Source organism: Rhodoferax sp. (assembly GCF_028715765.1).
GTDB lineage: Bacteria > Pseudomonadota > Gammaproteobacteria > Burkholderiales > Burkholderiaceae_C > Rhodoferax.
On record NZ_JAQURE010000001.1, the window covers coordinates 77,417 to 102,456 of the forward strand.

General features: G+C 58.7%; 21 protein-coding genes and 1 pseudogene. 19 read left to right on the plus strand and 3 right to left on the minus strand.

Features of this window, described 5'->3' with window-relative positions; all coding sequences use genetic code 11:
• Positions 1-50: 50 nt before the first annotated feature.
• From PHT20_RS00425 to PHT20_RS00435, 3 genes are all read left to right on the plus strand, one after another.
• Positions 51-392, plus strand: coding sequence for a helix-turn-helix transcriptional regulator (locus PHT20_RS00425; RefSeq protein ID WP_301018950.1), 342 nt, complete (start codon positions 51-53; stop codon positions 390-392).
• Positions 392-655, plus strand: coding sequence for a hypothetical protein (locus tag PHT20_RS00430; protein ID WP_301018951.1), 264 nt, complete (start codon positions 392-394; stop codon positions 653-655). Before PHT20_RS00425 ends, PHT20_RS00430 begins: the two co-directional genes overlap by 1 nt.
• Positions 656-742: 87 nt before the next feature.
• Positions 743-1,744 (plus strand): type II toxin-antitoxin system HipA family toxin, encoded by a 1,002-nt coding sequence (locus PHT20_RS00435; RefSeq protein WP_301018952.1) that lies wholly within the window; start codon positions 743-745, stop codon positions 1,742-1,744.
• Between the two features lie 100 nt (positions 1,745-1,844).
• Here PHT20_RS00435 and lpdA read toward each other — a convergent pair whose 3' ends face one another.
• Genes lpdA through aceE form a run of 3 tightly spaced genes read right to left on the minus strand, consistent with a single transcriptional unit; the run spans position 1,845 to position 8,260 of the window.
• On the minus strand, positions 1,845-3,713 hold the full coding sequence (gene lpdA / locus PHT20_RS00440) for a dihydrolipoyl dehydrogenase (RefSeq protein ID WP_301018953.1): 1,869 nt from the start codon (positions 3,711-3,713) through the stop codon (positions 1,845-1,847).
• 18 nt (positions 3,714-3,731) lie between these two features.
• Complete coding sequence (gene aceF, locus PHT20_RS00445) at positions 3,732-5,513, minus strand: dihydrolipoyllysine-residue acetyltransferase (protein ID WP_300084784.1); 1,782 nt, start codon at positions 5,511-5,513, stop codon at positions 3,732-3,734.
• Between the two features lie 29 nt (positions 5,514-5,542).
• Positions 5,543-8,260, minus strand: a complete 2,718-nt coding sequence (gene aceE / locus PHT20_RS00450; RefSeq protein ID WP_300084785.1) for a pyruvate dehydrogenase (acetyl-transferring), homodimeric type — start codon at positions 8,258-8,260, stop codon at positions 5,543-5,545.
• A gap of 185 nt (positions 8,261-8,445) precedes the next feature.
• On the opposite strand from aceE, the gene PHT20_RS00455 reads away from it, so the two are divergent.
• The 16 genes and pseudogenes from PHT20_RS00455 (at position 8,446) to PHT20_RS00530 (ending at position 25,014) form a co-directional block, all read left to right on the plus strand.
• Positions 8,446-10,998: a PAS domain S-box protein gene (locus tag PHT20_RS00455; protein ID WP_301018954.1), complete on the plus strand. Its 2,553-nt coding sequence runs from the start codon at positions 8,446-8,448 to the stop codon at positions 10,996-10,998.
• Positions 10,995-11,621 (plus strand): response regulator, encoded by a 627-nt coding sequence (locus PHT20_RS00460; RefSeq protein ID WP_300088399.1) that lies wholly within the window; start codon positions 10,995-10,997, stop codon positions 11,619-11,621. The genes PHT20_RS00455 and PHT20_RS00460 overlap by 4 nt, the downstream gene beginning before the upstream one ends.
• A gap of 83 nt (positions 11,622-11,704) precedes the next feature.
• Complete coding sequence (gene folD, locus PHT20_RS00465) at positions 11,705-12,577, plus strand: bifunctional methylenetetrahydrofolate dehydrogenase/methenyltetrahydrofolate cyclohydrolase FolD (protein WP_300088401.1); 873 nt, start codon at positions 11,705-11,707, stop codon at positions 12,575-12,577.
• Positions 12,574-14,628 (plus strand): M3 family metallopeptidase, encoded by a 2,055-nt coding sequence (locus PHT20_RS00470; protein ID WP_300088403.1) that lies wholly within the window; start codon positions 12,574-12,576, stop codon positions 14,626-14,628. Before folD ends, PHT20_RS00470 begins: the two co-directional genes overlap by 4 nt.
• Positions 14,629-14,721: 93 nt before the next feature.
• Positions 14,722-15,339, plus strand: a complete 618-nt coding sequence (locus PHT20_RS00475) for a glutaredoxin domain-containing protein (RefSeq protein WP_301018955.1) — start codon at positions 14,722-14,724, stop codon at positions 15,337-15,339.
• Positions 15,340-15,347: 8 nt separating this feature from the next.
• On the plus strand, positions 15,348-16,184 hold the full coding sequence (locus PHT20_RS00480) for an IclR family transcriptional regulator (RefSeq protein ID WP_301018956.1): 837 nt from the start codon (positions 15,348-15,350) through the stop codon (positions 16,182-16,184).
• A 291-nt stretch (positions 16,185-16,475) separates the two neighbouring features.
• Positions 16,476-17,348, plus strand: coding sequence for a branched-chain amino acid ABC transporter permease (locus PHT20_RS00485; protein WP_366520863.1), 873 nt, complete (start codon positions 16,476-16,478; stop codon positions 17,346-17,348).
• 2 nt (positions 17,349-17,350) lie between these two features.
• Complete coding sequence (locus tag PHT20_RS00490; RefSeq protein WP_301018958.1) at positions 17,351-18,283, plus strand: branched-chain amino acid ABC transporter permease; 933 nt, start codon at positions 17,351-17,353, stop codon at positions 18,281-18,283.
• A 2-nt stretch (positions 18,284-18,285) separates the two neighbouring features.
• Positions 18,286-19,047, plus strand: coding sequence for an ABC transporter ATP-binding protein (locus PHT20_RS00495; protein WP_301018959.1), 762 nt, complete (start codon positions 18,286-18,288; stop codon positions 19,045-19,047).
• A 22-nt stretch (positions 19,048-19,069) separates the two neighbouring features.
• Positions 19,070-19,465 (plus strand): annotated as a pseudogene (locus PHT20_RS00500) (hemerythrin domain-containing protein); the annotation flags it as partial.
• 216 nt (positions 19,466-19,681) lie between these two features.
• Positions 19,682-20,383: an ABC transporter ATP-binding protein gene (locus PHT20_RS00505; protein ID WP_301019014.1), complete on the plus strand. Its 702-nt coding sequence runs from the start codon at positions 19,682-19,684 to the stop codon at positions 20,381-20,383.
• A 22-nt stretch (positions 20,384-20,405) separates the two neighbouring features.
• The gene (locus tag PHT20_RS00510; RefSeq protein WP_301018960.1) at positions 20,406-21,371 is read left to right on the plus strand and encodes an MBL fold metallo-hydrolase; all 966 of its coding nucleotides are present in this window, start codon (positions 20,406-20,408) and stop codon (positions 21,369-21,371) included.
• A gap of 45 nt (positions 21,372-21,416) precedes the next feature.
• On the plus strand, positions 21,417-23,138 hold the full coding sequence (locus tag PHT20_RS00515) for an FAD-dependent oxidoreductase (RefSeq protein ID WP_301018961.1): 1,722 nt from the start codon (positions 21,417-21,419) through the stop codon (positions 23,136-23,138).
• 10 nt (positions 23,139-23,148) lie between these two features.
• Positions 23,149-23,373, plus strand: a complete 225-nt coding sequence (locus tag PHT20_RS00520; RefSeq protein ID WP_300081440.1) for a DUF2783 domain-containing protein — start codon at positions 23,149-23,151, stop codon at positions 23,371-23,373.
• A 69-nt stretch (positions 23,374-23,442) separates the two neighbouring features.
• On the plus strand, positions 23,443-23,982 hold the full coding sequence (locus tag PHT20_RS00525; protein ID WP_301018962.1) for a VOC family protein: 540 nt from the start codon (positions 23,443-23,445) through the stop codon (positions 23,980-23,982).
• 6 nt (positions 23,983-23,988) lie between these two features.
• Complete coding sequence (locus PHT20_RS00530) at positions 23,989-25,014, plus strand: fumarylacetoacetate hydrolase family protein (RefSeq protein ID WP_301018963.1); 1,026 nt, start codon at positions 23,989-23,991, stop codon at positions 25,012-25,014.
• The last annotated feature ends 26 nt before the right edge of the window (positions 25,015-25,040 follow it).

The window sequence follows — 25,040 nt, forward strand, 5'->3', positions numbered from 1 at the left end:
AAATGTCCGTAATATCAATCCTTATCGACTTTAAGACTGACTTTACGGACATGAAATACTGCGAATCCCCGCTGATTCCAGCCAGCCGCCTGACTGAAGCTGCCGACATGGGAGCCAAGCTCACGCGCCTACGTACAGCGCGCAAGCTGCGCCAGCTCGATGTCGCGGCGCGTGCCGGGTTGTCACGTTCCACGGCCTCGCTGATTGAAAAAGGCGACCCTGGCCGCACTGTGGCCCAGATTCTTCGGTATCTGGAAGCCATTGCCCCTGGGCTCACCATGTTGGCATTGCTGCAGGAAAGTGACCCGTCATTGAAAGCGCTGGAACAGCTTGAAGTCACCCAGCGCGTGCGCCCCTTGTCCCCAACAGAACTGCAAAAACTGGACTTCTGATGGCAAAACGCGACGTCTATGTTTTCGCTCACCTGCCGCAAGCCTGGGTACCTGCAGGGCGCTTGTCCATCACCCAAGAACGCAATGTGTTGGCCTCGCGTTTTGCCTATGGCACCCGCTACATTGATCAGCCTGATGCCATTGAAATCGACCCGGTCAGCCTGAGCCTGACAGACAAGCCACGCGTGCGCGGTGCCGAGCTGTTCCCAGCCAACCAGCTCACCCAATTTGGCGGCATTCGCGATGCCACCCCTGATGCCTAGGGCCGCCGCGTCATTGAAGCGCAGCGTCAGGTTCCTGCCAACAGCCTGACTGAGGTCGACTACCTGCTCGGCGCGGGCAGCGACCGCGTGGGTGCGCTGGACGTGCGCGAATCTTTAAGCAGCCCGGTGCAAGCCGGTGCCACACCCATTCAGTCCCTGCCCTACATGCTTGATGCTACAGAGCGCATCGAGCAAGGGCTTCCGATCCCCACCACGTTGATCGATTTTTTTGGCTCAGCGCCCGGCGCAGGTGGTGCGCGACCCAAGGCTTCCGTGCGGGATGACACCGGCTTGCTCTGGCTGGCCAAGTTCCCTGCGGTTGGCGACAGCTTTGATGTGGCTTGGGCCGAGTGCTGCACTTTAAAACTGGCCCAGCGCTGCGGCTTGTGTGTGCCTCAGGTGAAAGTACAAGACATCGGTGGCAAATCGGTGCTGCTGATTCGCCGGTTCGACCGTTACTGGCATACACCCGGTACCCACATCAGTCCTGACACGCCACTGCATGACACACTGCCCGCAACTGGGCTGACCGAGCAACGCCTGCCCTTTGTCAGCGGACTGACGCTGGTGGCCTGTGATGAGTTCGAATCGCGCCTCAAAAGCTACGCCGACCTGGCACTTGCCGTGCGTGAGCACGCTCACCCCGGCGTGATCCGCAGCAACACCGAAGAGCTGTTTGCCCGCATGGTGTTCAACATCTTCGTCAGCAATGACGACGACCACCTGCGCAACCACGGTTTTGTGCGCGACCCGTGCCTGCCCGGCTGGCGCCTGAGCCCGCTGTATGACGTGGTGCCGCGCCCCAGCGTCGCCTTTGAGCGCCAGCTTCACCTGCAAGTGGGAAGCTTTGGCAAACTGGCCACGCTGGACAACGCCATGTCGGCCTACAGCGCTTTTACACCGCAGCGCACCACAGCCATCGCCATCATTCACCGTATCTGGAGCGAGTTGCGCCAATGGCGCACCGCCTTTGAAGACATGGGGGCCAGCCCGCGCCTGATTGACCAACTGGGTTCCGCCATGCGCGAGCTGGCCGATATTGCCTCGCCCGCACTTCAAGCAGACATCCGAAAATCAACACCTGCTTGACACTGACACCAAACGCCGCATTGACGATAGCGATGAACCAGACAACAAAAAGCCCGAAGCGGTCAAGATTCGGGCTTTGATTTGGATCTGTGGTCTAGCGTTACTTGCGCGCAGGTGGTAAATCCGTACAACTGCCATGCGCCACTTCCGCCGCCATGCCGATGCTCTCACCCAGCGTCGGGTGCGGGTGGATGGTTTTGCCGATGTCGATGGCGTCGGCACCCATCTCGATCGCCAGAGCCACTTCGCCAATCATGTCGCCCGCATGGGTGCCGACCATGCCACCGCCCAGAATCTTGCCGTGACCATGCGCTTCGGGGCTGTCGTCGAATAGCAGCTTGGTCACACCTTCGTCACGGCCATTGGCGATGGCGCGACCTGACGCGTTCCATGGGAACAGGCCTTTCTTAACCTTGATGCCTTGCGCCTTGGCCTGGTCTTCGGTCAGGCCCACCCAGGCCACTTCCGGGTCGGTGTAGGCCACGCTGGGGATGACGCGGGCGTTGAAAGCAGCGGCGGCCAGTTCCTTGTTGCCTTGCAGTTCACCGGCAATCACTTCGGCCGCCACATGCGCCTCGTGCACCGCCTTGTGCGCCAGCATCGGCTGGCCAACGATGTCGCCGATGGCAAAGATGTGCGGCACGTTGGTGCGCATTTGGATGTCGACGTTGATGAAGCCGCGGTCTGTCACGGCCACGCCCGCTTTGTCGGCGGCGATTTTCTTGCCGTTGGGCGTGCGGCCGACAGCTTGCAGCACCAGGTCATACACCTGCGGTTCGGGGCAAGTGCCGCCCTCCTCTGCTGGCGCAAAGGTGACCTTGATGCCCTCGGGTGTAGCCTCTGCCGCTACCGTTTTTGTTTTGAGCATGATGTTGTCAAAGCGTGGCGCGTTCATTTTTTGCCAGATTTTGACCAGATCACGATCCGCGCCTTGCATCAGGCCGTCGAGCATTTCCACCACGTCCAGCCGTGCGCCCAGGGTGCTGTAGACCGTGCCCATTTCCAGGCCGATGATGCCGCCGCCCAAAATCAACATGCGTTTGGGGACATGCTTGAGCGCCAGTGCGCCGGTGGAGTCCACCACGCGCGGGTCGTTGGGCATGAAGGGCAGGCGCACGGCTTGGCTGCCGGCGGCGATGATGGCTTTTTTGAACGCCACCACTTTTTTGCCACCGGTTTTTTCTTGGGATGTGCCGCTGGTTTCTTCCACCTCGACGTGGTTGGCGCCGACGAACGCGCCGTAGCCGCGCACGATGGTGACTTTGCGCATCTTGGCCATGGCAGCCAGGCCGCCAGTCAATTTACCAATGACCTTTTCTTTGTGGCCGCGCAAGGTGTCCACGTTGACCACGGGTTTGCCAAAGTCCACACCCAAAGCGGCCAGGTGGCTGACTTCGTCGATCACGCTGGCCACGTGCAACAGGGCTTTGGAGGGGATGCAGCCGACGTTCAGGCAGACACCGCCCAAGGTGGCGTAGCGTTCGACGATGACCACTTTAAGCCCTAAGTCGGCGGCGCGAAAAGCTGCCGAGTAGCCGCCGGGGCCGCCGCCCAGTACCAGCAGGTCGCAGTCCAGGTCGGCTGTGCCGCCAAAGCTGGCTGCATTGGGAGCCGGTGCAGCTGCTGAAGGCGCTACAGATTGTGGAGCTGGTTGCGCTTGCTGTACCTGGGCTAGAGGCTGATTTGGCTTGGAATCTTGAGCCGGGGATGCGGCAGGTTGCGCAGCGTCACCTGCGGCTTCCAGCGTCAACAGCAACGAGCCTTCAGAAACTTTGTCGCCCAGCTTGATCTTGAGTTCTTTCACCACCCCTGCGTGGCTGCAAGGGATTTCCATCGAGGCTTTGTCGCTCTCAACGGTGATCAGGCTTTGGTCTGCTTTGACGCTGTCGCCGGGTTTGACCAGCAGTTCGATCACTGCCACGTCTTTGAAGTCGCCGATGTCGGGGACTTTGATGTCGATTTGTGCCATTTGTCTCTCTCTTTATTTTTAAAGCAGCACCCGACGGAAATCGCCGAGGATTTGACCGAGGTACACGTTAAACCGTGCTGCAGCTGCGCCGTCAATCACGCGGTGGTCCCAGGTCAGGCTCAGGGGCAACATCAGGCGTGGCTGGAACGCTTTGCCGTCCCAAATCGGTTCAATCGTTGAGCGGCAGACACCGAGAATGGCGACCTCAGGCGCGTTGATGATGGGTGTGAAGTAACGCCCGCCAATGCCGCCCAGGCTGCTGATGGTGAAGCTGGCGCCGGTCATCTCGGCTGGGCCGAGTTTGCCGTCGCGGGCTTTTTTGGCCAGTTCGCCCATCTCGGTGCTGATCTGGAAGATGCCTTTTTTGTCAGCATCTTTGATCACCGGCACCATCAGGCCGTTGGGCGTGTCGGCGGCAAAACCGATGTGGTAATACTGCTTGTAGATCAGCGCGTCGCCGTCCAAACTGCTGTTGAACTCAGGGTATTTTTTGAGCGCAGCCACACAGGCTTTGATCAAGAAGGCAAGCATGGTGACCTTCACGCCACTCTTCTCATTTTCTTTGTTGGTGCTGACGCGGAAGGCTTCCAGGTCGGTGATGTCGCAGTCGTCATGGTTGGTGACGGCCGGAATCATGATGGCGTTGCGCAGCAGGTTAGCGCCGCTGATTTTCTTGATCCGGCTCAAGTCTTTGCGCTCAACCGGGCCGAATTTGGCAAAGTCCACCTTCGGCCAGGGGATCAAGCCCAAGCCTGCGCCGTCATTGGCGGCAGCGGCGGCCGGTTTGGCAGCTTGGCTGGCGGCAATGGCCAGGGTTTGGACTGCGCCGCTCATCACCGAGCGGGTGAACGCCTGCACATCATGGTCAGTGATGCGGCCTTTCAAACCGCTGCCTTTGACTTCACTCAGCGGTACACCCAGTTCACGCGCAAATTTGCGCACTGAGGGGCTGGCATGGGGCAGACCCAGCAAGCTACCACCAGGTTGGTGGGCAGGGGTGGTTACCACTGTCTGACTCCCTCCCCCGCTGGGGGAGGGTTGGGGTGGGGGCGAGCCGGCTGAACTAGCTGCTTGCGCAGAAGCCCCCACCCTGCCCTCCCCCAGCGGGGGAGGATTAAAGGTTTCACCCCCCTGAGGGAGAGAGTTAGATGCCGGGCTGGCTTGCGGCGCAGACACAGCACCAGCGGCCGCGCCTTCCAAAATGGCCAGCAGGTCGCCCATGTTGACCTTGTCACCGAGTTTGACTTTGAGCTCTTTGATAACGCCAGCGGCGCTGGAGGGGATTTCCATCGAGGCTTTGTCAGACTCCACGGTGATCAGGCTTTGCTCGGCCTTGACCGTGTCGCCGACCTTGACCATGACCTCAATCACGGCCACGTCTTTGAAGTCGCCAATGTCAGGCACGCGCAGCTCAACCGGGCCACTTGCTACGGTGTTAATAGCAGTTTGCGCAGCAGCCACGGGCGCTGCAGGCTGATTTGATACTGAAACTGGTGCCGCTTCAAAAGTTGTAGCTACTGGCGCAGTATCAACGGGGGCTGCAGCCTGATTTGATGCAGTGCCTTCCACTTCAAGCAGCAGCACCAAGCTGCCTTCGCTGACCTTGTCGCCCAACGCCACTTTGAGCTCTTTGACCACACCGCCATGGCTGGAGGGGATTTCCATCGACGCCTTGTCAGACTCAACCGTCAGCAGGCTTTGCTCGGCCTTGACCGTGTCACCGGGTTTGACCAGCAGCTCGATCACTGCCACGTCTGAAAAGTCGCCAATGTCAGGGACTTTGATTTCAATGATTGCCATGATGTCTCTTTCTAGTGAGTTGTTGTGACTTACGCGTACAGCGGGTTGACCTTGTCGGTGTGGATGCCGTATTTGGCAATGGCTTCACTGACTTTGCTCACTGGCACTTTGCCCTCTTCACTCAAGGCTTTCAACGCGGCAATCACGATGAAGTGGCGGTTGATTTCAAAGTGCTCACGCAATTTGGAGCGGAAGTCGCTGCGGCCAAAGCCGTCGGTGCCCAGCACCTTGTAGGTGCGGTCTTTCGGAATGAAGGCGCGAATTTGCTCGGCATACGACTTGATGTAGTCGGTCGAGGCCACCACCGGGCCTTCGTGTCCGGCCAACTGCTGCGCCACAAACGACACTTTGGCGGGTGCAGCGGGGTTGAGCAGGTTGTCGCGCTCGCAGGCTTGGCCGTCACGCGCCAACTCATTGAAGCTGGGGCAGCTCCACACGTCAGCGGTCACCCCCCAATCCACGGCCAGCAGTTTTTGCGCCACAAAGCTCTCGCGCAGAATGGTGCCGCTACCGAGCAACTGCACGCGCGGGCCAGCGGCACCTTCGGCACCGGGCTTGCATAAATACATGCCTTTGATGATCTGCTCTTCGGTGCCAGGGGTCAGGCCAGGCATGGCGTAGTTTTCGTTCAACAGCGTCAAGTAATAGAACACGTTGTCTTGTTTTTCGACCATGCGTTTGAGGCCATGGTGCAAGATCACGCCCACCTCATGCGCAAAGGTGGGGTCGTAGCTGACACAGTTGGGAATGGTGCCCGCCAGGATGTGGCTGTGGCCGTCTTCGTGCTGCAAGCCTTCGCCGTTGAGCGTGGTGCGCCCGCTGGTGCCGCCCAGCAAGAAGCCGCGCGCCTGCATGTCGCCCGCAGCCCAGGCCAGGTCGCCAATGCGCTGAAAGCCGAACATCGAGTAGTACACGTAAAACGGCACCATGATGCGGTTGCTGGTTGAATAGCTGGTAGCTGCTGCAATCCAGCTGGCCATGCCACCGGCTTCGTTGATGCCTTCTTGCAGAATCTGGCCTTTTTTGTCTTCCTTGTAATACATCACCTGGTCTTTGTCGACCGGGGTGTAGTTTTGTCCGGCTGGGTTGTAGATGCCGATCTGGCGGAACAAGCCTTCCATGCCAAAAGTGCGAGCTTCGTCCACCAAAATCGGCACCACGCGCTGGCCCAGCGCCTGGTCACGCAACAGCTGGGTGATAAAGCGCACGTAGGCCTGTGTGGTGGAGATTTCGCGCCCCTCAGGCGTGGGCTCCATCACCGCCTTGAAGGTGTCGATGGATGGCACGGTGAAGTGCTCGTCAGCCTTGGTGCGGCGGTGCGGCAGGTAGCCGCCCAGCGCTTTGCGGCGCTCGTGCAGGTAACGCATTTCGGGTGTGTCGTCAGCCGGTTTGTAAAACGGGATGTCCTTGATCTGGCTGTCGGGAATTGGAATGTTGAAGCGGTCACGAAACGTCTTGATGTCGTCGTCAGTGAGCTTTTTGGTTTGGTGCACGTTGTTTTTGCCCTCACCGCTCTTGCCCATGCCAAAACCTTTGACGGTTTTGATCAGCAGCACCGTGGGCTGGCCTTTGTGGTTGACCGCAGCGTGGTAGGCGGCATACACCTTTTGTGGATCGTGACCACCACGGCGCAGGTTCCAGATGTCGTCGTCGCTCATCTTGGCCACCATCTCTGCAGTTTTGGGGTCGCGGCCAAAGAAGTTTTTGCGCACAAACGCGCCGTCATTGGCTTTGAAGGATTGGTAGTCTCCGTCGAGTGTGTCCATCATGACCTTACGCAAGGCGCCGTCTTTGTCACGTGCCAGCAGTGGGTCCCAGTTGCTACCCCACAGCAGCTTGATCACATTCCAGCCGGCGCCACGGAACGTGCCTTCGAGCTCTTGCACAATTTTGCCGTTGCCGCGCACCGGGCCGTCCAGGCGTTGCAGGTTGCAGTTGATGACAAACACCAGGTTGTCCAGGTTTTCACGAGCGGCCAGGCCAATGGCGCCCAAAGATTCCACCTCGTCCATTTCGCCGTCGCCACAAAACACCCAAACCTTGCGGTTTTCGGTGTTGGCAATGCCACGGGCATGCAGGTATTTCAAAAAGCGGGCTTGGTAAATGGCCATCAGTGGGCCTAGACCCATTGACACCGTGGGAAATTGCCAGAACTCAGGCATCAATTTTGGGTGAGGGTAACTGCTCAAGCCCTTGCCGCCAGTTTCTTGACGGAAATGCAGCAACTGCTCTTCTGTCAAGCGGCCTTCTAAATAGGCACGGGCATACACACCTGGCGCCACGTGGCCTTGGATGTAAAGGCAGTCGCCACCGTGGTTTTCGCTCTCTGCATGCCAAAAGTGGTTAAAGCCAGCGCCAAACATGTGTGCCAGCGAGGCGAATGAGCCGATGTGGCCGCCCAGGTCGCCACCGTCTTCAGGGTGATGGCGGTTGGCTTTGACCACCATGGCCATGGCGTTCCAACGCATGTAAGCGCGCAAGCGTTCTTCAATTTCGATGTTGCCGGGGCAACGTTCTTCTTGGTCGGGCTCGATGGTGTTGACGTAGCCGGTGTTGGCTGAAAAAGGCATGTCAATGCTGCTTTGGCGTGCGTGCTCAAGCAGCTGCTCCAGCAAGTAGTGTGCGCGCTCGGGGCCTTCTTGGCCAATGACGGCGCTTAAAGCGTCCATCCATTCACGGGTTTCTTGGCTATCGAGGTCTTGGCTGGGCACAGGGGCGCCAGAAGGGCTTGTGGGGGTTGCTGACATGCTTGTCTCCGTTGTTGTTAAGCCATTTGATCTTAGGGGAATTGACCATAGGAATGGTTGAAATAATTTTATAACCCTTTCCATAATATTTCAAATAGTGTTTTTAAAAACCACTATATGAAATATAAGCACGCAACCCAAGACCATCAAACCCGCCCAAGAAACCATGCCTCTACACTTCAGAAATGCCAACGCCATCCCTTCTCAGTCAACTTGAGCACTTTGCCCCACAACCTGCCGCACCGCTTCAGCGCTGGTGGGCTCGGCAGTCCCCCCACCGGCAAGACCGTTTTGCCGTGCTGGCACCGTTGGCTGCGGTGCTGCTTTTTTTGGTCGCCATCATGTCGGCTTTTGGCTATTTGCGGTTTGAAGAAAATGCCAGAGAGCGGGAAGCCATCAACCGGGATGTGGAATACACCCAACAACGCCTGCGCCTGCGTCTGCTGGAGCAGCAAGAGCAGCTGATGCGCTTTGCCCGCGAGATTTCCAGCCGCGAAGTCAGTCACAACGACTTTGTCACCCGGGCTGAAGCCTTGGTTAACCTGTTTCCTGAATTGCGTGCGCTCAACTGGGTGGATGACAAGCTGAAAATTCGCGTCAATTACCGCAGTGGTAGCGGCACCACCAAACGGCCTGCGGCCAGGAGTGAAACACTTGAAGACAGCGACACGCTGGTCAATTTCAGGCTGTCGCGAGATTTGTTGCTGCCCATTTACTCCACACCCAAAGCCCAAACAGACGAGGCAGCATTGCTACAACTGCACTTGCCGTTGATCGAAAAAGCCAAGTTCAAAGGCGTTTTGTGGGTGGAGTATTCCATTGATGCCCTGTTTCGCTACGGTGTGCCGCAAGAGCTCACCTCCAAATACGCACTCTCATTTCATGATGGAGCAGGCAAATTGTTGGCTGGCACCACCGGCTCTGAAAGCCAACTCAAGCGCCACCTGCTGCCCTGGGCAAGCCCGGTGAACACCTACGAGATGCCGCTGACACCGGTGGGCAACGGCTTGACAGTGCGCGGCATGGCCTACCGCACTTCGCTGGGGGTGATTGGCAGTGGGCTGTTTTGGCTGGTGATGGTGCTTGCAGGCATCACCGCTTGGTTATTGCTTGCCAACTGGGGGCACACCCGCAAGCGCATCAAGGCGCAAGATGCACTGGTGCAAGAAACCGCCTTTCGCCGTGCCATGGAAAACTCCATGTTGACGGGCATGCGGGCGCTTGACTTGCAAGGACGCATCACTTACGTCAACAAAGCTTTTTGTCGCATGACCGGCTGGTCTGAGGCCGAATTGGTCGACAAAACCGCCCCTTTTCCTTACTGGCCAGAGGAAGACATAGAGCTTCTCAACACCCGCTTGAAAGACGAGCTGGAGGGCAAAATCCAAGCCGGAGGCATTCAGTTTCGGGTCAAACGCAGAGATGGCTCACTGATGGATGCCCGCTTGTATGTGTCACCCCTGATCGATGCTTTTGGCCAGCAAACCGGCTGGATGACCTCCATGACCGACATCACCGAACCCAATCGGGTGCGGGATCAGCTGGCGGCCTCACACGAGCGCTTCACCGCGGTGCTGGAAGCGCTTGACGCATCCATTTCTGTCGCACCTCTGGGCAGTGACGAGCTGTTGTTTGCCAACAAGTTGTACCGCTTGTGGTTTGGCACGCAAGCCGGGGGACATTTGCAACTGGTGGAAGAAGCTGGTGTGCCCAGCCCTGTGACCAGTGATGAAACGCAAGACACCGTGGATGCCTTTGCCGGCCTGCCCACCGACCAACTCTCCGACAAAGAAACCGAAAGCGCCGAAGTGTATTTGGGCAGTTTGGGGCGCTGGCTGGAAGTGCGCACACGCTATTTAAGCTGGGTCGATGGGCGACTGGCGCAAATGGTGATTGCCACCGACATCACCGCCCGGCGCGTGGCCGAAGAACAGTCTGAAATTCAAACCCAACGCGCCGAAGCCTCCAGCCGGTTGATCACCATGGGCGAAATGGCGTCGAGCGTGGCGCATGAGCTCAACCAGCCGTTGACGGCCATCAACAACTATTGCAACGGCATGGTCTCGCGCATCAAAGCCGACCAGATCAACAAAGACGAGTTGTTGGGGGCGTTGGAGAAAACCGCGCGGCAAGCCTCACGCGCCGGGCAAATCATCCAACGCATTCGCTCGTTTGTGAAACGCAGCGAACCCAACCGTAGCCTGGCCAGCGTGACCACCCTGGTGGCCGAGGCCGTGGAGTTGGCTGAAATTGAACTGCGACGGCGCAACGTCAAGCTCACCCAATATGTGGCACCACATTTGCCCAGCCTGCTGGTGGATCCCATTTTGATCGAGCAAGTGCTGCTGAACTTGCTCAAAAATGCGGCGGAATCAGTCGACACCGCACAGCGCCCTACCGCCCAGCGGCTGGTAAAACTGCGGGTGGCGCAAGCCGTGATGAGCACCAAACCGGTGATTGAATTCATGGTGACCGACACCGGTGGCGGCATTGCGCCTGAAGTGATGACTCGGCTCTACGAGGCTTTTTACTCCACCAAAGCCGAGGGCATGGGCATTGGCTTGTCGCTGTGTCGCTCCATCGTCGAGTCGCATTTGGGCTGGATGAAAGCGGAGAACCTCTACAATGGTTCAACCGTGACGGGTTGCTGTTTTACCTTCTGGTTACCCATTGCCAACCCGCCACCGGCCTCGCCCACCCAGCGAACTGATTCCCCCACACTGCAGGTTGCACCATGAGTTTGATTCCCAAAAAAGGCACGGTTTACATTGTTGATGATGACGAGGCGGTACGCGACTCGCTGCAATGGATGCTTGAAGGCAAAGATTACCGGGTGCGCTGCTTTGACTCTGCCGAGTCTTTTTTAAGCCGGTTTGATGCGCGCGAAGTGGCCTGCCTGATTGTTGACATTCGCATGGATGGCATGACCGGGCTTGAGCTGCAAAGCCGCCTGATCGAAAGCCACTCCCCCCTGCCCTTGGCTTTCATCACCGGTCATGGGGATGTGCCCATGGCCGTAGACACCATGAAAAAAGGTGCCATGGATTTCATCCAAAAGCCATTCGATGAACAGCAGTTGCTGCCGTTGGTGGAACGCATGCTGGAGCAAGCCAAAGAGTCGTTTGCCGAATACCAAAATGCCCAAAACCGCGATGCCTTGATGGCTCGACTGACGCTGCGTGAGTCGCAAGTGCTTGAGCGCATTGTGGCGGGACGGCTGAACAAACAAATTGCCGACGACCTGGGCATCAGCATCAAAACCGTAGAAGCTCACCGCGCCAACATCATGGAAAAACTGGCCGCCAACACCGTGGCAGACTTGCTGAAAATTGCCTTAGGCCCAAATGCAGTCAAAGCCTAAGTTACTTCATTTAGCATAGCTGCTCACGCCCGCTCCACTTGGTCTAGCGGGATTTTTTATTCATATATATTTTTGTCATCATCATGACCCACACGCCTCATCAGTCTGCCCACATCATCGACGGCGTCGCGCTGTCACACCAACTGCGCCAAGACGTTACACAACGTGTTCAAGCCCTCAAAGCCAAAGGCGTGACCCCTGGCTTGGCGGTGATTTTGGTGGGAGAAAACCCCGCCTCGCAGGTTTATGTGCGCAACAAGGTCAAGGGGTGCGTGGACTGCGGCTTTCACTCGGTGCTTGAAAAATACGACGCTGACATGTCAGAGGCTGACTTGCTCGCGCGCATCGAAGCGCTTAACCACGACCCGGCCATTCACGGCATTTTGGTGCAGTTGCCGGTGCCCAAGCACATTGATGCCAATAAGGTCATTGAAGCCATTTCACCGTTGAAAGACGTAGACGGGTTCCACATTGCCAGCGCGGGTGCCCTGATGACCGGCATGCCAGGCTTTTGGCCCTGCACACCCTACGGTTGCATGAAGATGCTGGAGTCAATTGGGTTTGACTTGCGCGGCAAGCACGCGGTGGTGATTGGGCGCTCCAACATTGTGGGCAAGCCCATGGCGCTGATGTTGCTGCAAAAAAATGCCACTGTGACCATTTGTCACAGTGCCACACCAGACCTCAAAGCCATGACACTGCAGGCCGATGTGATTGTGGCGGCCGTGGGCAAGCGCAACGTGTTGACCGCAGACATGGTCAAACCCGGTGCCGTGGTACTGGATGTAGGCATGAACCGCGACGACGCCGGCAAGCTGTGTGGCGATGTCGACTTTGCCGGCGTCAGCCAAGTGGCGAGCTACATCACCCCGGTACCCGGTGGGGTTGGCCCGATGACCATTACCATGTTGCTGGTGAACACCCTTGAAGCTGCCGAACGCACCCTCGCATCATGACTAACCCTTTGCTTTCTTTTGACGACCTGCCGCTGTTTGACCAAATCCGTGCCGAGCATGTGGCGCCTGCCATGGCGCAGCTGCTCGCTCAGGCCAACACCGCCCTGGAAACCGTGACTGCGCCCGAGTTTGAAGCCCGCTGGAATGCAGTGGCCACCGTGTTGGATGTAGCGGTAGAGCGTTTGTCCCGCGCCTGGGGCACGGTGAGCCACCTCAACAGCGTGCTTGATACGCCTGAACTGCGCGCCGCCTTCAATGCAGCCCTGCCTATGGTCACCGAGTTTTACACCCGACTCGGCGCAGACGAGCGCCTGTATGCCAAATACCGCACCATTGACCCCGCCAGTTTGAACGCCGAGCAGCAACAAGCCCTAAAAAACGCGTTGCGTAACTTTGTCTTAGGCGGCGCTGACCTGAAAGGCGCTGACCGAGACCGCTTTGCCGCCATTGCCGAGCGCCAAGCGGCGTTAAGCCAAAAATTCAGTGAAAACGCCTTGGATGCCACCGATGCCTTTGCCTACACGGCATCGCTTGAAGAGCTTGATGGCTTACCTGACGACGTGATACAAGCCGCCCGCAGTGCGGCCCAAGCCGATGGGCTAGAGGGCTACAAACTCACCTTGAAAATGCCTTGCTACCTGCCGGTGATGCAATTCGCCCGCAGCAGCGCCTTGCGCCAAAAGCTCTACACCGCCTACGTCACCCGTGCCTCAGACCAAGCCCAGGGAGCGGGTGCTGCGTTTGACAACAGCGCCATCATCCACGAGCTGCTGGCGTTGCGCCAAGAAGAAGCCAAGCTACTGGGGTTTGCACATTTTGGTGCCCTTTCGGTAGCGCCCAAAATGGCTGAATCAGCCCAACAAGTGCTCGATTTTTTGCGCGACCTGGCCCAGCGTGCGCGCCCATTTGCCGAAAAAGACCTGGCCGACCTGCGCACTTTTGCGGCCGAACATTTAGCCCTGACTGACCCCCAAGCCTGGGACTGGCCTTACATCAGCGAAAAGCTCAAAGAAACGCGTTACGCCTTCAACGAGCAAGAAGTCAAACCCTACTTTCCCTTGCCCAAGGTGTTGGCCGGGTTGTTCAAAATTGTTGAAACCTTGTTTGAGGTGCGCATCCGTGAAGACCATGCCCCGGTGTGGCACGAGTCGGTGCGGTTTTTCCGCATTGAACGTGCCAACGCGACGGGTGCGCTTGAACTGCTGGGTCAGTTTTACCTTGACCCGCAAGCCCGCAGCGGCAAGCGCGGTGGTGCCTGGATGGACGATGTGCGCAGCCGCTGGCTCCGCCCAGACACCCAGCAACTGCAAACACCAGTGGCACATTTGGTTTGCAACTTTGCCAGCGGTGTCGATGGCAAACCGGCGTTGCTGACCCATGACGACGTCACCACCCTGTTTCACGAATTTGGCCATGGCCTGCAACACATGCTGACGCAAGTCAACGAAAGAGATGTCTCAGGCATCAGTGGCATTGAGTGGGATGCAGTCGAGTTGCCCAGCCAGTTCATGGAAAATTTCTGCTGGGAATGGAGTGTGCTCAGTCACATGACCGCCCATGTCGACACCGGCCTGCCGCTGCCCCGCGCCTTGTTTGACAAAATGCTGGCTGCCAAAAACTTCCAAAGCGGCATGCAGACCCTGCGACAAATTGAGTTTTCGCTGTTTGACATGCTGCTGCACACCGCACATGACCCAGATCAGGACATCATGCCTTTACTGACCCAGGTGCGCGCTGAAGTGGCGGTGTTGCAACCGCCTGCCTGGTCGCGCACGGCGCACACCTTCAGCCATATTTTTGCCGGTGGCTACGCGGCGGGCTACTACAGCTACAAATGGGCAGAAGTGCTCAGCAGCGATGCCTACGCTGCATTTGAAGAAACAGTGGGTGCAGATGGCACACCCAATGTGCACACTGGCCAACAATTTCGCCAAGCCATTTTGGAGTCGGGTGGCAGCCGCCCTGCTATGGCATCGTTCAAAGCATTTCGGGGGCGCGAGCCAGCCCTTGACGCACTGTTGCGGCATCAGGGCATGGCTGAAAGCGTGTAGCGGAGCAAGCTCATGGCAGACCAGTCTTTCATGACGCCTCTTGCATGTTTTAAACCCACGTCATCACTTGCCAGATGGCGTTGGGGTGCTTGCGTGGCACTGTTTGTGGTCAGTGCCGTGGTTCAGGCACAGACGGTCTACCGCATCACAGGGCCAGACGGCCGCGTCACGTTTTCAGACAAACCGGCCTTGTCTGGCGCAGCTAAAGTTGCACCGCTGGCAGGTGTTGCCAACACACCAACGGATCCCGCCGTGCCTTTGCCGTTTGAATTGCGCCAAGTGGTCAGCAAGTTTCCAGTCACGCTTTACACCAGCAGCAATTGCGCCCCGTGCGACAGTGGCCGCAGCCTGTTGCAAATGCGCGGTGTGCCGTTCAATGAAAAAACAGTCACCACTGCCCAAGATGCTGATGCTCTGAAAAATTTGAGTGGCGCCACCTCCCTGCCCTTTTTAACGCTTGGCACGCAGCATGTGGCGGGGTTTTCCAGCAGCGAATGGACCACCTACCTCAACGCAGCAGGCTACCCCGCGCAAAACAAACTACCAGCCAGTTACCGAGCGCCTGCGGCTAGCCCGCTGGTTGCTTTGCCCAAACCAGCGCCACGCGAAGAGCCAGCAGCCACCCCGAACGCAGTTGCTCAGCCAAAACCAGCCAAGTCCGCACCGGTATCCTCCCATAACCCCAACAACCCGGCTGGCATTCAGTTCTAAATCGCATCATGCCGCTGCAAAACGCCACAACCAGTGCCCGCGATGCCGAAGGCAAAAACGGCGTTCAATCGTTAGAGATTGGCATGACCATCTTGCGCGCCATCAGCACCGGACACCGTGCCATGATGCTCAAAGACATTGCCGCCGCCGCTGACATGCCAGCCTCTAAAGTGCACCGCTACATTGTCAGCTTGGTGCGCTCAGGTCTGGTTGAACAAGACCCCATGACTTCACGCTATGACCTGGGGCCCTTTGCCTTGAGTTTGGGGCTGGTGGCGGTAGACCGGCTAGACCGCGTGCAGTTGGGCTTGCTGGCCATTGCGGATTTGCGTGACGACATCAACCAAACCACTGCGCTAGCGGTTTGGAGTGACAACGGGCCCGTCATCATTCGATCACTGCGGCCGTATCGCCCCATCACCGTGAATGTGGTCACAGGCACAGCCTTACAGTTGCTCACCTCAGCGAGTGGTCGGGTGTTTGCCGCAGGTTTGCCAAGCAACATCACCGATGCCTTGATCGGGCGCGAACGCGCCACTCTTTCACTTTCGCAAGAGTTGCAAACCCAATCTGGCATAGATGCCATGCTTGATCAGGTGCGTCGTGACGGCGTTTCAATCGTGAGCGATTACCACCTGGTGCCAGGGGTTGCCGCTGCAGCTGCACCAGTGTTCAACTTCAAGCATGAACTCACACTTTCTGTGTTGGCCATTGGGGTCAAAGGCATGATTGATCTTGCCCCTGAAGGCAAGGTTATCACAGCCTTGAAACGCTGCGCTGCAGGCTTGTCAGAGCGTTTGGGGCACGTCAGTGGCGGTTCTTTCAAAGCCCATTCCCAGCCCTAACTCACTCCTGGCCTAGCAGCCTGGTTCACCCAATGGGTGGCCGCTGATGCTGCTGCTTGTCTTGGCATCGTGATGCATTCACTGATGCGCACCATCTTTTAGCAATCGCATGAATGCCGCTTGGCATTCTTTTTCTTTATAAAATTTTCAGAATCAATTCCATATTTCAGAATTTGACACAAAATCAGGACTATACTTTCTACACAAACCACCTCACAACAGGAGACAAGCCATGTTGATGTGTCAAAAATTAGGTCTGAGTTTGCAAATGAATAGCGGGAGCCTCTGATGCTGGCCGAATTTCTGCAGTTTTTGTTTTCCGGCATCACCGTGGGTGCCACTTACGCGCTGGCCGCTTTGGGTTTCACGCTGATCTACAACGCCAGCAACGTCATCAACTTTGCCCAGGGTGAGTTCATCATGCTCGGTGGCATGCTGGCGGTGTATTTTTCGCAAGCCGGTCTGCCCTTGCCTGTAGCCCTGGTGCTGGCGATTTTGGTGCCAGCCATCGTGGGTGTGGTGCTTGAGAAGCTGGCGATTGAACCGGTCAAAGGGGCCGAGCCGGTCACGCTGATCATCATCACCATCGGTGCGTCGCTGGTGATTCGCGGCCTGATTCAGGTCTGGCTGGGCAAAAACACCTTCAGCCTGCCGGCGTTCTCGGGCGATGTGCCGCTGCACATTCTGGGTGCCACGCTGATGCCGCAAAGCCTGTGGGTGCTGGGTGTGACCGCCATCGTGGTGGTGGCGTTGTGGTACTTTTTTAACCGCACGCTGCACGGCAAGGCGATGCTGGCCACCTCATTCAACCGGGTGGCGGCCGAGCTGGTGGGCATCAACACCAACTGGGTGCTGTTTTTGAGCTTTGCCCTGTCGGCGGCGCTGGGCGCGCTGGGCGGCATTCTGGTGACGCCGCTCACGCTGACGTCTTATGACGTGGGCATCATGCTCGGGCTCAAAGGTTTTGTGGCCGCCGTGGTGGGTGGTTTGGGCAACGGGCTGGGTGCCGTGCTGGGCGGCTTGCTGGTGGGCATTCTGGAAGCCATGGGCGCGGGCTACATCTCTTCTGCCTACAAGGATGCCATGCCGTTTGTGCTGATCCTGTTGATTCTGTTCTTCATGCCGCGCGGCCTGTTTGGCGGCACATCCACCGAGCGGGTCTGAGCATGTCAAAGCATCCTTATCTGGGCCTGTACCTCATCATGGCGGTGCTGCTGGTGCTGCCCTTTGTGTTGCCCAACAGCTTTTATGTCGACCTGGCGATTCGCATGGCGATCAACGCCGTGATTGTGCTGGGCCTGAACTTGCTGATTGGTTTTGCCGGTCAGATCAGCCTGGGGCATGCGGGTTTTCTGGGCATTGGCGCCTATGCCAGCGCCGCGTTGCCGACCCATTTTGGCTGGCACCCGCTGCTGGCCCTGGTGGCCGGGGCAGCAGCGGCCGGGCTGTTGGCGGCCATGGTGGCGCGGCCCATTTTCAAGCTCAAAGGGCATTACCTGGCCATGGCCACGCTCGGCCTGGGCATCATCATCAACATTGTGCTGCGCACCGAGGCGCAGTGGACCGGCGGGCCCGACGGCATGCCGGTGCCCGCCATGAGCCTGGCCGGGTTCGAGATGTCGGGTGACACACACTGGTACTGGATGGTGGCCTTGCTGCTGTCGGTGAGCGTCTGGGCCTCGCTGAACCTGATCAATTCGCCGTTTGGCCGGGCCTTGCGCGCCTTGCATGGCAGTGAGGTGGCCTCCAGGGTGGTGGGTGTGGATGTGGTGCGCTACAAGGTGGCCATTTTTGTGCTCTCAGCCGTGTTTGCCAGCATCATGGGCAGCGTCACGGCGCACTACGTGGGTTTTGTCACGCCAAATCTGGCCGACTTCTTTCACTCCATTGAGCTGGTCACCATGGTGGTGATTGGCGGCATGGCCTCGGTCTATGGCTCGGTGCTGGGTGCCGTGTTACTGACCGCGTTGCCACAAGCCCTGACCTCGTTCGAAGGCTGGGAAACCGTGGCTTTTGGCGGCATTTTGATGCTCAGCATGATCTTCATGCCCAAGGGCCTGGTGCCCACCCTTGCCGCCAAATTTGGACGGGGAGACTGAGCATGGCCCTGCTTGAAGTCAAAGACCTCTCCATCCATTTCGGGGGTGTCAAGGCGGTGCAAAACGTTTCGTTCAGCATTGATGCCGGCATGGTGTACGCCGTGATTGGCCCCAACGGCGCGGGCAAGACCACGCTGTTCAACCTGATCACCGGCATTTACACCCCGACCACCGGAACCATCACGCTCGACGGCGAAGCCATCGGCGGCAAGTCGCCCGACGAGCTGGCCCGCCGTGGGGTAGCGCGCACCTTTCAAAACCTGCAGATATGCATGAACATGAGCGCCATTGAGAACGTCATGGTGGGTGCCCACCTGCGGCTCGACCGCAACCTGTTCAAGGCCGCGCTGCGCTGGCCCTCGATCAAACAGCGCGACCGCGAGTTGCACACCGAAGCCGCCGAGCTGATGTCTTTTGTCGGGCTGGAAAGCTACGTCAACGCACGCGCCGACTGCATGCCCTATGGCGCATTGAAGCGGCTGGAGATTGCCCGCGCCCTGGCCATGAAGCCGCGCCTGATTTTTCTGGACGAACCCGCCGCCGGGTTGAACCCCAAGGAAACCATTGAAGTGGACCAACTGGTGCGCAAGGTGGCCGACTCGGGTGTGACGGTGGTGCTGGTGGAACACGACATGAAGATGGTGATGAACCTCTCCGAGCGCATCCTGGTGCTGGACTACGGCAAAAAATTGACCGAAGGCAGCGCCATGGACGTGCGCAACAACCCTGATGTGATCGCCGCCTACCTGGGCGCTCACGCCTGAGCCGCGACTGAAAGACCCACCCATGGACGCACTGCGCATCATCAGCGAAGACCACAACAACCTGTGGCGTCTGGCCACGGCGGTTGACCAGCTGGCCACTGACATGGAAGGCGGCGCCCCCTTGGCGCACGACTTTTTCGAGTCGGTGTTCAACTACATCGACCAGTTTGTCGAGCGCTCACACCACCCCAAGGAAGACGACTATTTGTTTCGCCTGCTGCGCCAGCGCAGCCCCGAGTCTGTCGCCACGCTGGATGCGCTGCAGTTGCAACATGCCGAAGGCCCGGCGCGCCTGAGCGCCCTGCGCATTCAACTGGCCAGCGCACATGTCGGTCAATTGCCACTGAGCGAGCTGGCCAGCGCCTTGCGCAGCTACACCGCCGGGCTCAAAGCCCACATCCTGATGGAAGAAAAGCAGGTGCTGCCGGTGGCGCGCAAAGTCTTGCTCAAAGAAGACTGGGCAAGCATCAACCAGGCTTTTCTGGACAACAAAGACCCGCTGTTTGGCGAGGTTGCACAAGCCGAGTTTCGCGACCTGTACCACCGCATCGTCAGCACGGCGCCCGAATCCATCGGTTTGGGTGGCCAAAGCGCCGGTCATTTGCCGACCCGCACTGTGGCGGCTTCAGAGGTGCTGCTGCGCGTGCAAGGCATGGAAAGCTGTTATGGCCGCATCAAGGCGCTCAAGGGCATCAGCCTGGAAGTGCGTCGGGGCGAAACCGTGGCGCTGGTAGGGGCCAACGGCGCGGGCAAAACCACCTTTTTGCGCACACTCTCAGGTGTGCAGCCCATGAGCGCGGGCCGCATTCATTTTGATGGCGACGACATCAGCGGCTTGCGCTCTGACAAACGCATGCGCCGTGGCATTTGCCAAAGCCCGGAAGGCCGCCAGGTGTTTGGCCCGCTGTCGATTGAAGACAACCTGGCGCTGGGGGCTTACACCCAGCCCAGGCACCAGGTGGCTGGCGATATGGAAAAGATTTTTGCCATGTTCCCGATCCTGAAAGAAAAACGCGCCCTGCCCGCCGGCACGCTCTCCGGCGGTCAGCAGCAAATGCTGGCGATTGGTCGGGCGCTGATGGGGCGACCGCGCCTGCTGCTGCTCGACGAGCCCAGCATGGGGCTGGCACCACTGCTGGTGCAAGAGGTGTTTGGGGTCATCAAAACCCTCAAAGCCCAAGGCATGACGATTTTGCTGGTGGAGCAAAACGCGCTGGCTGCGCTGGACATTGCCGACCGGGGTTATGTGCTGGAAACCGGCAGCGTTACCTTGACGGGCACCGGCCAGGAACTCATCAACAACGAACAGGTGCGCGCCGCGTACCTGGGAATGTAAAAAATTAACCTAAGGACAAGACATGACCAAAAAATTTGCCTCGCAAGCCGACCTCGAAGTCAAGAAGACCACCTTTGCCCGACTCTCCGAGCACTGCTGGGCCTACACCGCCGAGGGCGACCCCAACACCGGTGTCATCATCACAGACGATGCGGTGCTGATTTGTGACGCGCTGGCCACGCCGGTGATGGCGCAAAACCTGGTGGCCGAGATTCGCAAGATCACCAACAAGCCGATCAAATACGTGGTGCTGTCGCACTACCACGCGGTGCGGGTGCTGGGGGCTTCGGGCTACAAGGCACACGGCATGCAGGAAATCATTGCCAGCCAGGGTACTTTGGACCTCATCAAAGAGCGTGGCGCACAAGACATGCAGTCTGAGTACGAACGCTTTCCGCGCCTGTTTGATGCCTTTGACTCGATCCCCGGCCTGACCTGGCCAACGCTCGTTTTTCAGGAGCAGCTCACGCTTTATCTAAGCGGGCTAGAGGTCAAAATCATGCATATCGGCCCGGGCCACACCAAGGGCGACACGATTGTCTGGGTGCCCAGCGAAAAGGTGCTGTTCTCGGGTGACCTGCTGGAAGCCGATGCCGCCTGCTACACCGGCGACGCGCAGCTGGAAGAATGGCCCGCCACGCTGGATGCGCTGGCCGCACTCAAGCCAGAAAAAATCGTGCCCGGCCGTGGCCCGGCACTCGACACCCCAGAGCGTGTGGCCGCCGGCCTGGCTTACACGCGGGACTTTGTCAGCACCTTGCTGGGTTCCGCCAAAGAAGCCGTGGCCCAGGGCATGAACCTGAAGCAAGCCATGGCGCATTGCCGCCAAGCCATGGACCCCAAGTTTGGCCAGGTCTTCATTTATGAACACTGCCTGCCGTTTGACGTGACCCGCGCCGTGGACGAGGCCAGCGGCATCAAACACCCGCGCATCTGGACGGCCGAGCGCGACAAGGAAATGTGGCACGGCCTGCAAGCCGCAGAGTAAGTCACACCTACATCGGCACAAAAAAATTAACACCAGAGACCAGCCATGTTGAGCACTTACCAGTATCCAAAATTTGACTACGTTCGCCCGCCCGAGCAAAGCGGGGAAAAGAAGAAGCGTTACCCGGTGGTGGTGGTGGGTGCCGGCCCGGTGGGTCTGGCGGCGGCTATCGAGCTGGCGCAGTCCGGCGTGCCGGTGGTGTTGCTCGACGACGACGACACCGTGTCGGTGGGTTCGCGTGGTGTCTGTTACGCCAAGCGCACGCTTGAAGTGCTGGACCGCCTGGAGCTGGGCGAGCCGTGTATGGACAAGGGGGTGAGCTGGAACGTGGGGCGCACGTTTTTCCGCGAGCAAGAGGTGTACAACTTCAACCTGCTGCCGCAGCCCGACCACAAACGCCCCGGCATGATCAACCTGCAGCAGTATTACCTGGAAGCGTTTGAGGTGAAACGCGCCCAGGAGCTGCCCAATCTGGAATTGCGCTTTAAAAACAAGGTGCTGTCGGTGGCACCGCAGGGCGACGGTGCGATGCTGCAAGTGGAAACGCCAGACGGTATTTATTCGCTGGAGACCGAATGGCTGGTGGTGGCCGATGGGGCGCGTTCCAACATCCGCCGCATGATGGCGCTGGACATTGAAGGCAAGATTTTCAAGGACCGCTTTTTGATTGCCGACGTGGTCATGAAGGCCGATTTTCCACATGAGCGCTGGTTCTGGTTTGACCCGCCGTTTCACCCTGGGCAGTCGGTGCTGCTGCACCGCCAGGCTGACAACGTGTACCGCATCGACTTTCAACTCGGTTGGGATGCCGACCCGGAAGAAGAGAAGAAGCCTGAAAAAGTCATCCCCCGCATCAAGGCCATGCTCGGTGATGAGCGTGAGTTTGAGCTGGAATGGGTCAGCGTCTACACCTTTCAGTGCCGCCGCATGAACGCCTTCACGCACGGCCATGTGTTGTTTGTGGGCGATGCGGCGCACCAGGTGTCGCCGTTTGGCGCGCGCGGTGCCAACTCCGGCATTCAGGACACCGACAACCTGTGCTGGAAGCTTAAATTGGTGGTTGAAGGCAAAGCACCGCCCGATCTGCTGGCCACCTATTCGGAAGAACGGGTGTTTGCCGCGGAAGAAAACCTGCTCAACTCGACCCGCTCTACCGACTTCATCACACCCAAGAGCAAAACCTCGCTGATGTTTCGCAACGCGGTGCTGAGCCTGGCGCGCGACCATGCGTTTGCCCGTGCACTGGTTAATTCAGGGCGTTTGTCGGTGCCGAGTTACCTGACCGAATCACGCCTGAACACGCCCGATGACGACCCTTTTGCCGGCGACATGGTGCCCGGTGCGCCGATGGACGATGCGCCCATGCGCGTGGCTGGACAGGATGTCTGGCTGCTGGACCAAGTGGGGCAGCGCTTTTGCCTGCTGGTGTATGTGAACGATCCGGCCAGCCTGAGCGTGGACTCCCTGGCGCAACTCAAAGGCTTGGCCAGTGCAGCGGTGGGGTCTGGCTCAGATGGCGGTTCGCGTTCTGGCACGGGCGCTGCCCTTGCAGTTGACGTGGTACTGGTGTCGCCAGCCAAGGCGGCAACAGCCACCGGTTTGACGCTGTTGCAAGACCACACCGACCGTTTTGCCGAGCGCTTTGATGCGCAAGACGGCACCACTTACCTGATTCGCCCCGATCAGCATGTGGCCGCGCGCTGGCGTGTGTTTGATGCGGCTCAGGTCCAAGCCGCGCTGGCCCGTGCCACCTGCAACCAACACTGAGGAACCCGCCATGTCCCTGAACCTGCAAGCCCATTTTTTTGAGCCCGGCAAACGCTACTTTCGCGCCTTCACCCCCGGCGATGATTTTTACGAAGCACTGATTGACACCCACCGCGATTTAAGCGACGAACAAAGCGCCATGGTCAACGCCAAGCTGGTGCTGCTGCTGGCCAACCACGTGGGCGACATCAGTGTGCTGCGCGAAGCCATGCAAATCGCCCGAAACGACTCTTAATCAGTTGAGGACAGAGCTGGCTCGCCAAGCGTAGCTGCGGTCTGTCCCACAAATAAAAAGGTTTCCCCCATGCACATCCAGAAAATTCACCATGTGGCCTACCGCTGCAAAGATGCCAAACAAACCGTGGAGTGGTACGGCAAGTACCTCAACATGGCTTTCATCCTGGCGATTGCCGAGAACGAAGTGCCGTCCACCCACGAGCCCGACCCCTACATGCACGTCTTTCTGGATGCGGGCGGCGGCAATGTGCTGGCGTTTTTTGAGCTGCCTACCAAACCTGAGATGAGCCGCGACCTCAACACCCCAACCTGGACGCAGCACCTGGCGATGCAAGTGGCCACGGTCGACGAGTTGCTGGAAACCAAGGCCAAGCTGGAGGCCGATGGCATTGCAGTGGTGGGCCCAACCGACCACACCATCTTCAAATCGATCTACTTTTTTGACCCGAGTGGCCACCGGCTGGAACTCGCCGCCAACACCGGCACACCCAAGATGGCCAAGCTGCTTGACGAGGCCAAATGGGACATGCTCAACGAATGGGCCATCACCAAAAAAGCGCCGCAGCACGCCCGCTGGATGCACGACGGCTCTTATGCCGGGGAGTAAGCACACATGAAACTTGCCACCCTGAAACAAGGCGGACGCGACGGCACCTTGGTGGTCGTCAACCGCGCTTTGACCCACTGCCGCGCCGTGCCCGCCATTGCCCGCACCTTGCAAGCGGCGCTGGACGACTGGGAGGCTTGCGAGCCGCAGTTGCGCCAGGTGTATGAGGCCTTGAACAGCGGTGCCTTCAGCAACCCCGATGTGTTTGACCAGGCCACCTGCCACTCTCCCCTGCCACGCGCCTACCAATGGGCCGATGGCTCGGCCTATGTCAACCATGTGGAGCTGGTGCGCCGCGCCCGTGGGGCCGAATTGCCGCCCTCGTTCTGGACCGACCCGTTGATGTACCAGGGTGGCTCGGACTCGTTTGTCGGCCCGCGCGACCCGGTGCGTGCCTTGTCCGAAGACTGGGGCATTGACATGGAAGCTGAAGTGGCGGTGGTCACCGGCGACGTGGCCATGGGCCTTGATGTCGAACAGGCGGCCAAATCGGTGCGCTTGCTGATGCTGGTCAACGACGTGTCACTGCGCAACCTGATCCCCGGCGAACTTGCCAAGGGCTTTGGCTTCTTCCAGTCCAAACCCGCATCGGCCTTCAGCCCGGTGGCGGTCACGCCTGACGAACTGGGTGCCATTTGGGCGGACAGCCGGGTGCATCGCCCCTTGACCGTTCACCTGAACGGTGCGCTGTTTGGCCAGCCCGATGCAGGCACCGACATGGTGTTCAACTTTGCACAACTCATCAGCCACGCCGCCAAAACGCGTGAACTGTGTGCGGGTTCCATCATTGGCTCCGGCACGGTGTCGAACAAGCAAGGTGGGCTGCAGGGCTCGTCGATTGCCAACGGCGGGGTCGGTTATGGCTGCATTGCCGAGGTGCGGATGTACGAAACCATTGAGACCGGCAAGCCGCAAACGCCCTATATGCAGTTTGGGGACAAGGTGCGCATTGAGATGCTGGATGCGCAAGGGGGGTCGATTTTTGGGGCGATTGACCAAATGGTTGAGCGGTATGGCTCGGTGGGCGCTTGAGTTCCCGTTGACTCAGTTGCTTCCTC

Excerpts from the sequence above, each read along its gene's own strand:
- PHT20_RS00425 (WP_301018950.1), top strand. The coding sequence starts at position 51 with ATGAAATACTGCGAATCCCCGCTGATTCCAGCCAGCCGCCTGACTGAA.
- PHT20_RS00430 (WP_301018951.1), top strand. The coding sequence starts at position 392 with ATGGCAAAACGCGACGTCTATGTTTTCGCTCACCTGCCGCAAGCCTGG.
- lpdA (WP_301018953.1), bottom strand. The coding sequence starts at position 3,713 with ATGGCACAAATCGACATCAAAGTCCCCGACATCGGCGACTTCAAAGAC.
- aceF (WP_300084784.1), bottom strand. The coding sequence starts at position 5,513 with ATGGCAATCATTGAAATCAAAGTCCCTGACATTGGCGACTTTTCAGAC.
- aceE (WP_300084785.1), bottom strand. The coding sequence starts at position 8,260 with ATGTCAGCAACCCCCACAAGCCCTTCTGGCGCCCCTGTGCCCAGCCAA.
- PHT20_RS00455 (WP_301018954.1), top strand. The coding sequence starts at position 8,446 with ATGCCAACGCCATCCCTTCTCAGTCAACTTGAGCACTTTGCCCCACAA.
- PHT20_RS00460 (WP_300088399.1), top strand. The coding sequence starts at position 10,995 with ATGAGTTTGATTCCCAAAAAAGGCACGGTTTACATTGTTGATGATGAC.
- folD (WP_300088401.1), top strand. The coding sequence starts at position 11,705 with ATGACCCACACGCCTCATCAGTCTGCCCACATCATCGACGGCGTCGCG.
- PHT20_RS00470 (WP_300088403.1), top strand. The coding sequence starts at position 12,574 with ATGACTAACCCTTTGCTTTCTTTTGACGACCTGCCGCTGTTTGACCAA.
- PHT20_RS00480 (WP_301018956.1), top strand. The coding sequence starts at position 15,348 with ATGCCGCTGCAAAACGCCACAACCAGTGCCCGCGATGCCGAAGGCAAA.
- PHT20_RS00490 (WP_301018958.1), top strand. The coding sequence starts at position 17,351 with ATGTCAAAGCATCCTTATCTGGGCCTGTACCTCATCATGGCGGTGCTG.
- PHT20_RS00495 (WP_301018959.1), top strand. The coding sequence starts at position 18,286 with ATGGCCCTGCTTGAAGTCAAAGACCTCTCCATCCATTTCGGGGGTGTC.
- PHT20_RS00510 (WP_301018960.1), top strand. The coding sequence starts at position 20,406 with ATGACCAAAAAATTTGCCTCGCAAGCCGACCTCGAAGTCAAGAAGACC.
- PHT20_RS00515 (WP_301018961.1), top strand. The coding sequence starts at position 21,417 with ATGTTGAGCACTTACCAGTATCCAAAATTTGACTACGTTCGCCCGCCC.
- PHT20_RS00520 (WP_300081440.1), top strand. The coding sequence starts at position 23,149 with ATGTCCCTGAACCTGCAAGCCCATTTTTTTGAGCCCGGCAAACGCTAC.
- PHT20_RS00525 (WP_301018962.1), top strand. The coding sequence starts at position 23,443 with ATGCACATCCAGAAAATTCACCATGTGGCCTACCGCTGCAAAGATGCC.
- PHT20_RS00530 (WP_301018963.1), top strand. The coding sequence starts at position 23,989 with ATGAAACTTGCCACCCTGAAACAAGGCGGACGCGACGGCACCTTGGTG.